Here is a 247-nt window from a genome sequence, read left to right as displayed (position 1 = left end):
CCGCGCCGTCGCCGCGGCCGGACGTGTCGCCTCGGCCGTCGGCATGGTCCTGCGGGACCTCCGGGTCGCCGTCCGCGCGCCGTGCGTACCCGGTCTCGACGACCACGAGGTCTCCCGGCTCCTTCGGCTTCCGCTGGCGGGCGAAGTCCCGCTGGACCCGGCGCTGTTGAAGGCGGACACGGGGCGCAGGCCGCCGGGGGCGGCGGCTCGGGGGCCGTTGGGGCGGTTCTGCAAGGAGTTCTGGGAG

Annotated in this window: 1 pseudogene; it reads left to right on the top strand. The window is 76.9% G+C overall.

Features of this window, described 5'->3' with window-relative positions:
- Nucleotides 1-247: pseudogene (locus AOK24_RS52160) on the top strand (septum site-determining protein Ssd); the annotation flags it as partial.

It is taken from the genome of Streptomyces niveiscabiei (genome assembly GCF_001419795.1).
GTDB classification, from domain to species: Bacteria; Actinomycetota; Actinomycetes; order Streptomycetales; family Streptomycetaceae; genus Streptomyces; species Streptomyces niveiscabiei.
Note: the sequence above shows the minus strand (reverse complement) of the source record. Positions and strands in the feature narration are given on the sequence as shown.